The sequence below is a fragment of the Nocardia brasiliensis IFM 10847 genome, from assembly GCF_000710915.1.
In the GTDB taxonomy this organism is placed as follows: Bacteria; Actinomycetota; Actinomycetes; order Mycobacteriales; family Mycobacteriaceae; genus Nocardia; species Nocardia brasiliensis_A.
On the sequence record NZ_BAUA01000115.1, the window covers coordinates 1 to 6,005 of the forward strand.

Below are 6,005 nucleotides of genomic sequence, written 5' to 3' on the forward strand. Positions count from 1 at the left end.
AGCTGTGGCGGCCCTGGGCGTGATTCTCGGAATCATCGTCGCCGTCGTCTAGTTGTCACCTCTGACCGGCTACTGAGCCGGTCAGCACAGAACGAAATCGTGCCGGACGACTGCAGCGTCCGGCACGCTTCTTTTTATCCGGCTGATTTCTGCTCCGGGGGATTGTTGTCACCGAACAGTGAAATAGATTGTGTTCATTCAAGGCCGGTGTGGACGGCTCCCGATGGCGTAGCTCGGAGCATGCGGCCGTGTCCGGGGGATGCAGATCGTGGGGCGTAGGCGGGGGCTCGAATACCACCAGCGCGGGGCATGGCGTGTACGGCCGATACTCGGGTGACCGGGCGTCTCCCCGGTGCACACTGTCGAGCGCTGAGCCGCGGTTCTCCTGGGGTGCGTAACCTGTTGACCCCCCTATGCATCGGAGGACCGGGGCGGCCCATATGCAGGCCACACCCGGTCCTCCGGACCGTCGAACTATCGGTGGTGGGGAATTACTCTTTCACGCCCATGCCGTGCGCGAGGGTCGGCCAGGACAGCTTCAGCTCGTCCTGCCAGTAGCCCCACGAATGCGTCCCGGTGTCATGGATGGTGAAGGTGGCCGGAATGCCCAGCGAATCCAGTTTCGTCTTCAGATTCTGGGTGCAGTGTGCCGTGGCCGCCTCGATCAGGCCGCCGATGATGATCTGATTGGCCAGACCGTTCGGGCCGGGCTGTGTATGCGGTCCGTCCAGGGTGTCGTAACGACCCGGCATGCCATTACCCGAGGAGATATACAGTTCGGTGCCGCGCAGGCCCTCCGCGTTGACGTAGGGGTCGTTGGCGATCCATTCCTGGGAACCGGTCGGCCCCCACATGTTCTCGTGACTGGCGCCGCCGTAACCGTCGACGACGAACTTCACGAATCGCGAACCGAGCGGGTCGCTGGTCTGTGCGCAACCGCTGTATGCGGCCGCCACGTTGTAGAGACCTGGTTTGGCGATAGGCAGTGCGAGCACGGTGGTCGCAGAGGTCGAGATCCCCGCGATGCCGTTCACGCCATTCGTGCCGAGTGCCGCATCGATGAGCGGCGGCAGCTCTTCGGTCAGATAGGTCTTCCATTTGTTGCGGCCGAGTACCGGATCGTCCTTGATCCAGTCGGTGTAGTAACTGAACATCCCGCCGATCGGCAGGATCAGGTTCACGTCTTTGTCCGCCATGAACGCGCGGGCGTCGCTTTGCGCCTGCCAGGAAGCGATGTCGATACCGCCGCCCGCGCCGCTCAGCAGATACAGACTCGGGCGCGGCTTGGAGGTATCGGCGGGGCGCTGGATTTCGACCGGAAAGGTCTTGTCCATCGCCGCGGAATAAACCTGGAGTCGGATATTGCGGTCGTCGATGGTCTCTGTGTCGGTTATCCGAGATCCGTCCGGCGCGGTAACCGAAGTGGTCAGCAGTTTTGCATCGGTGGCCGGGTCGGCCGTTGCCGCCGATACACCCAGTGCGGTCATGGCGCAGGCGAGCAGTCCGGTCGCCGCGATGGAGGCTACGGAACGTGATCTGCGGGAGTTGTGTGCTTCTGCGTTTACGCTCCAATTCATAGGACAAGCTTTTAGCACGCCGTTCGGATCGCACACGCGGCGACACGAAGCAATGTCCGAATTATGTAGAATCCTCGGCAAACTGGTCAGTTGTCATAGGCGGCGTTCCGGAAGCTGCCAAGGGGCGCAACGTTCTTCGCCGCGCCGGTGGTCATCGGCCGCCTGCCGCAGAAATCTCCGAGGCAATTCACCACGTCCGGACGTGAATGTGCGTACATATCCGGGTTCGGCACGGATGCACTTGGTACTTCATGGAAGTCCTTGGGTACCATCTGCGCCGGGGTATTCAGCCCCGACATCCGATCGAGCTCTCCGAAGGGTGAATTCATGAAGATGCTCAACCCGCGTTACGCCTTCGCTTCTCTCGCCATCACCGGTATCGCCGCCGGCGCCTCGCTGTTCGGCACCGGAATTGCCGCGGCGGATATGATCGACGATCTCGCTCCGCTGCTGAGCTCGGAATGCTCCTTCAAGCAGATCGACGCCGCGATCCATCAGGACGCGCCGGAGATGGCCGCGAAGCTGGACGCCTCGCCGGTGCAGAAGATGGCGCTGGAGGCGGCCTACAACATGCCGACCGACGTGCGTGTGAAGACGTTCCAGGAGTTCACCGCGCAGAAGAAGAGCGGCGTGGAGACCCCGCTCGACGCCATGAGCCCGGACCTGGGCGACAAGATGACGAAGATCAGCACCTCCTGCAAGACGTTCCCGCAGTCGTAGTTTCACGCTAGAACTACTTGGGCACTCGCGCTGTTCGACGGACAGTGGGTGGGCAGGTCGGCGTTCGCGCCTCGGCGGGGACGCCACCGGCCCTGCTCTCGACCGGCGCCGCGGGTCGGCTTTCGATCACCGCGGCGCACGCGTGCCTAGGATCGCAGACATGCCCGTTTCCTCTACTGCTGCCACGGCCACCGGGTTGTGCGCGTTCGTCGACGAGTCGCCCTCGCCCTTCCACGTCTGCCGAACGGTGGCAGCGGAACTGGAAGCCGCCGGGTTCACCCGGCTGGCCGAGGCGGACCCGTGGCCGGCGGACGGGTCCGGTCAGCATTTCGTGGTGCGCGGTGGTTCGCTGATCGCGTGGGCCGGCGCCGATGCCGCGGGGGTGACGCCGTTCCGGGTCGTCGGCGCGCACACCGACAGCCCGAATCTGCGCGTCAAACAGCATCCGGACCTGGCTTCCGCGGGCTGGCAGCTGGTCGGCCTGGAGCCCTACGGCGGCGCCTGGCTGAATTCCTGGCTGGACCGCGAACTCGGAATCTCCGGGCGGCTGAGCGTGCGCGACGGAGACGCGGTGCGCGAGAAGCTGGTTCGCATCGATGATCCGATCCTGCGGGTGCCGCAGCTGGCCATCCACCTGTCCGACGATCGCAAGGGCGTCGCGCTGGATCCGCAGCGGCACGTGAACGCGGTGTGGGGTGTCGGCCGGGAGCCGCGCTCGTTCCTCGAATTCGTCGCCGAGCACGCCGATCTCGACCCCACCGCGGTGCTCGGCTGGGAACTGATGACGCATGACCTGGCGCCGAGCCGGATCGTCGGCCGCGACCTCGATCTGGTCAGCGCACCGCGGCTGGACAACCAAGGCACCTGCTACGCGGGCCTGCAGGCCTTCCTCGCCGCGGTCGCCGCGCCCGGTGCCGCGATTCCGGTGCTCGTCATGTTCGACCACGAGGAGGTCGGCAGTCAGTCCGATCGCGGCGCCCAGTCCGATCTGTTGCCCCGGGTGCTGGAGCGGATCGTGCTCACCCGCGGCGGCGACCGCACCGAATACCTTGCCTCGCTGGCCGGTTCGGTGGTCGCCTCCGGCGACATGGCGCATGCGACGCATCCGAACTACCCCGAGCGGCACGAGCCCGCGCACCGGATCGAGGTGAACGGCGGTCCGGTGCTCAAGGTCAACCAGAATCTGCGCTACGCCACCGATGCCGCCGGTGCCGGCGCGTTCGCGCTGGCCTGCGCGCAGGCCGGAGTTCCGTTGCAGCGCTACGTGCATCGTGCCGATCTGCCCTGCGGCTCGACGATCGGCCCGATGACGGCTGCGGGCACCGGCATCACGACGGTCGACGTGGGCGCGGCTCAGCTGGCGATGCATTCGGCGCGCGAAGTGATGGGCGCCGCCGACGTGCCCGCTTACGCCGCGGCGCTGGCCGCCTTCCTCACGCCCGCCGCCACCGGGCGGTAGGTGAGCACCGCGACGACGAAGACGGCGAGGGTGGCCAGCACATAGCTGCTGCCGACGAGCTGCTGCCACCACGCCCAGTCGAGTTCCTTGTCGTCGGCGTGCGGCAGCAGCCACTGCGGTCCGATCAGGAACATGACGGTCAGCGCGCCGACGCAGCCGAGGAACACCGGCGACCGCTTGCCACGGACGATCACGTCCGCGGTGACCACCGCGGCAGGCGCGATCCACACCCAGTGGTGCGACCAGGAGACCGGCGAAACCAACAGCACCGCAGCCGCATTCACCAGCAGTGCGGCCACGGTGGCGCCCGCGTCGATCAGCCTGCGCATCCAGACCGCGGCCAGCGCGACCGCGACCAGCGACAGCGCGATCCACAGCACGGTGGCCGCCGAGTCGGGGAGGCCGAGACGGAACGCCATCCCCTTGATCGACTGGTTGCCGGCGAAGTAGGGCGGACCGATTCGGCCGGTGTCGGCCAGCGTGTGGAACCAGTACTCGGTCGAATCGCTCGGGAACAACAGGAAACCCAGACCCACCGCCGCGATCGCCGAGACGATCAGCGTGCCCGCCGCCTTCCAGTCCTTACGCAGCAGGAAGTACAGCAGGTACCCGCCGGGGATCAGCTTCACCGACACGGCGATGCCGATCAGCATGCCGCGCGGCCAGAATGGCTTGCGCACCAGGCAATCCAGCGTGACGGCGGCCATCAGCACCAGGTTGATCTGGCCGAAACCGAAGGTCTGGCGCAGGGGTTCGAAGGTCTGCAGCAGCGCGACCGCGCCGATCACCAGGGTCCACATGGTGACCTTGGGCAGCCCCGGCCGGATCCGCGCGAGCACCAGCCACAGCGTGATCGCCAGGCTCGCCAGCGAACTCGTCAGCACGATCACCTCGGCGACCGGCAGCGCGATCAGCGCGAGCGGGGCGAAGAACAGCGCGGCCAGCGGGGGATAGGTGAACGGCAGCCCGATACCGGCCACCGGCGGCATCGGGCCGTACAGCTCGCCGTCGTCGAGCCAGACCCGGGCACCGTTGCGGTACACCTGTAGATCGATGTAGCCGGACCACCAGTGCACGACCAGCGACAGCACCGCGGACGCGGCGAACAGGCCGATGGCGAACAGGAGCCAGCGCAATTGGTCACCGGACAGCGGAACGCGCACCTGGGCAGTCGACTCGGTGCCGGCGCCATCCTGCCCGTCGTGCTCGGCAACCGGCCCGGCCTTCGCGACAACCGGCTCAGCGGAATCCGCGATCCCCGATCGTTCGTTCACGGGCCCCAGCGTAACTGTGTGGGACGGTGTGACCCGCGTCGGCGCGCGTGGCCACCCGCGCGGGCTGTGACCGGGCGCACAGGAAAACGGCGAACCGGGCGTGAGGTGTATGCGGCCCGGTGCCCACGAACCGTGACGGCTAAACTTCCAGGCGAATCCCCAGCTTCGCGCTCCCGGCCCGAAAGGACCCTGGTACCCCGTGACTTCGCAGGTCGACACCGTCAGCGCAGCCGCAGCAACTCCCGACGTGCCGCAACCCTATAAAGAGCTGGGTCTGAAGGACGACGAGTACGCCCGCATCAAGGACATTCTCGGCCGCAGGCCGACCGACGCCGAGTTGGCGATGTACTCGGTGATGTGGAGCGAGCACTGCTCCTACAAGTCCTCGAAGGTGCACCTGCGCTACTTCGGTCAGACCACCACCGAGCAGATGCGGGCCTCGATGCTCGCGGGCATCGGCGAGAACGCGGGCGTGGTGGACGTCGGCGACGGCTGGGCGGTCACCTTCAAGGTGGAGAGCCATAATCACCCGTCCTACGTCGAGCCCTACCAGGGCGCGGCGACCGGCGTCGGTGGCATCGTGCGCGACATCATGGCGATGGGCGCGCGCCCGATCGCGGTGATGGATCAGCTGCGCTTCGGCGCCGCGGACGCGGCCGACACCCGGCGTGTGGTCGACGGTGTGGTGCGCGGGGTGGGCGGCTACGGCAACTCGCTCGGCCTGCCGAATATCGGCGGCGAGACCGTGTTCGATGCCTCCTACCAAGGCAATCCGCTGGTGAACGCCCTGTGCGCGGGCGTGATGCGGGTCGAGGATCTGCACCTGGCCTTCGCCTCCGGCACCGGCAACAAGATCATTCTGTTCGGTGCGCGCACCGGCCTGGACGGCATCGGCGGCGTCTCCGTGCTCGCCTCGGACACCTTCTCCGGTGACGAGTCCGGTACCGGTCGCAAGAAGCTGCCGAGCGTGCAGGT

At 66.8% G+C, this 6,005-nt stretch carries 6 protein-coding genes; 3 read left to right on the forward strand and 3 right to left on the reverse strand.

What is annotated here, in order from left to right:
• Positions 1–491: 491 nt before the first annotated feature.
• Both NBRGI_RS24745 and NBRGI_RS47650 read right to left on the reverse strand, forming a co-directional pair.
• Positions 492–1,577, reverse strand: coding sequence for an alpha/beta hydrolase (locus NBRGI_RS24745; RefSeq protein WP_370627825.1), 1,086 nt, complete (start codon positions 1,575–1,577; stop codon positions 492–494).
• A gap of 86 nt (positions 1,578–1,663) precedes the next feature.
• Positions 1,664–1,918, reverse strand: coding sequence for a hypothetical protein (locus tag NBRGI_RS47650; protein WP_148310941.1), 255 nt, complete (start codon positions 1,916–1,918; stop codon positions 1,664–1,666).
• Between NBRGI_RS47650 and NBRGI_RS45415 the strand changes: the two genes are divergently transcribed.
• Both NBRGI_RS45415 and NBRGI_RS24755 read left to right on the forward strand, forming a co-directional pair.
• Entirely contained in the window at positions 1,905–2,297 is a 393-nt protein-coding gene (locus NBRGI_RS45415) for a hemophore-related protein (RefSeq protein ID WP_051728014.1), read from the forward strand. The genes NBRGI_RS47650 and NBRGI_RS45415 overlap by 14 nt on opposite strands.
• A gap of 160 nt (positions 2,298–2,457) precedes the next feature.
• Positions 2,458–3,756, forward strand: a complete 1,299-nt coding sequence (locus NBRGI_RS24755) for a M18 family aminopeptidase (protein WP_029899606.1) — start codon at positions 2,458–2,460, stop codon at positions 3,754–3,756.
• Here NBRGI_RS24755 and NBRGI_RS24760 read toward each other — a convergent pair.
• Positions 3,705–5,030 (reverse strand): glycosyltransferase 87 family protein, encoded by a 1,326-nt coding sequence (locus tag NBRGI_RS24760; RefSeq protein WP_029899607.1) that lies wholly within the window; start codon positions 5,028–5,030, stop codon positions 3,705–3,707. The two genes, NBRGI_RS24755 and NBRGI_RS24760, sit on opposite strands and share 52 nt — an antisense overlap.
• A 199-nt stretch (positions 5,031–5,229) precedes the next feature.
• Between NBRGI_RS24760 and NBRGI_RS24765 the strand changes: the two genes are divergently transcribed.
• Positions 5,230–6,005, forward strand: a 776-nt coding sequence (locus NBRGI_RS24765) for an AIR synthase related protein (RefSeq protein WP_029899608.1), incomplete at its 3' end; no start/stop codon positions are given.

What these genes read in the sequence shown, in the direction of transcription:
- NBRGI_RS24745 (WP_370627825.1), bottom strand. Translation starts at nt 1,577, where the DNA reads ATGAATTGGAGCGTAAACGCAGAAGCACACAACTCCCGCAGATCACGT.
- NBRGI_RS45415 (WP_051728014.1), top strand. Translation starts at nt 1,905, where the DNA reads ATGAAGATGCTCAACCCGCGTTACGCCTTCGCTTCTCTCGCCATCACC.
- NBRGI_RS24755 (WP_029899606.1), top strand. Translation starts at nt 2,458, where the DNA reads ATGCCCGTTTCCTCTACTGCTGCCACGGCCACCGGGTTGTGCGCGTTC.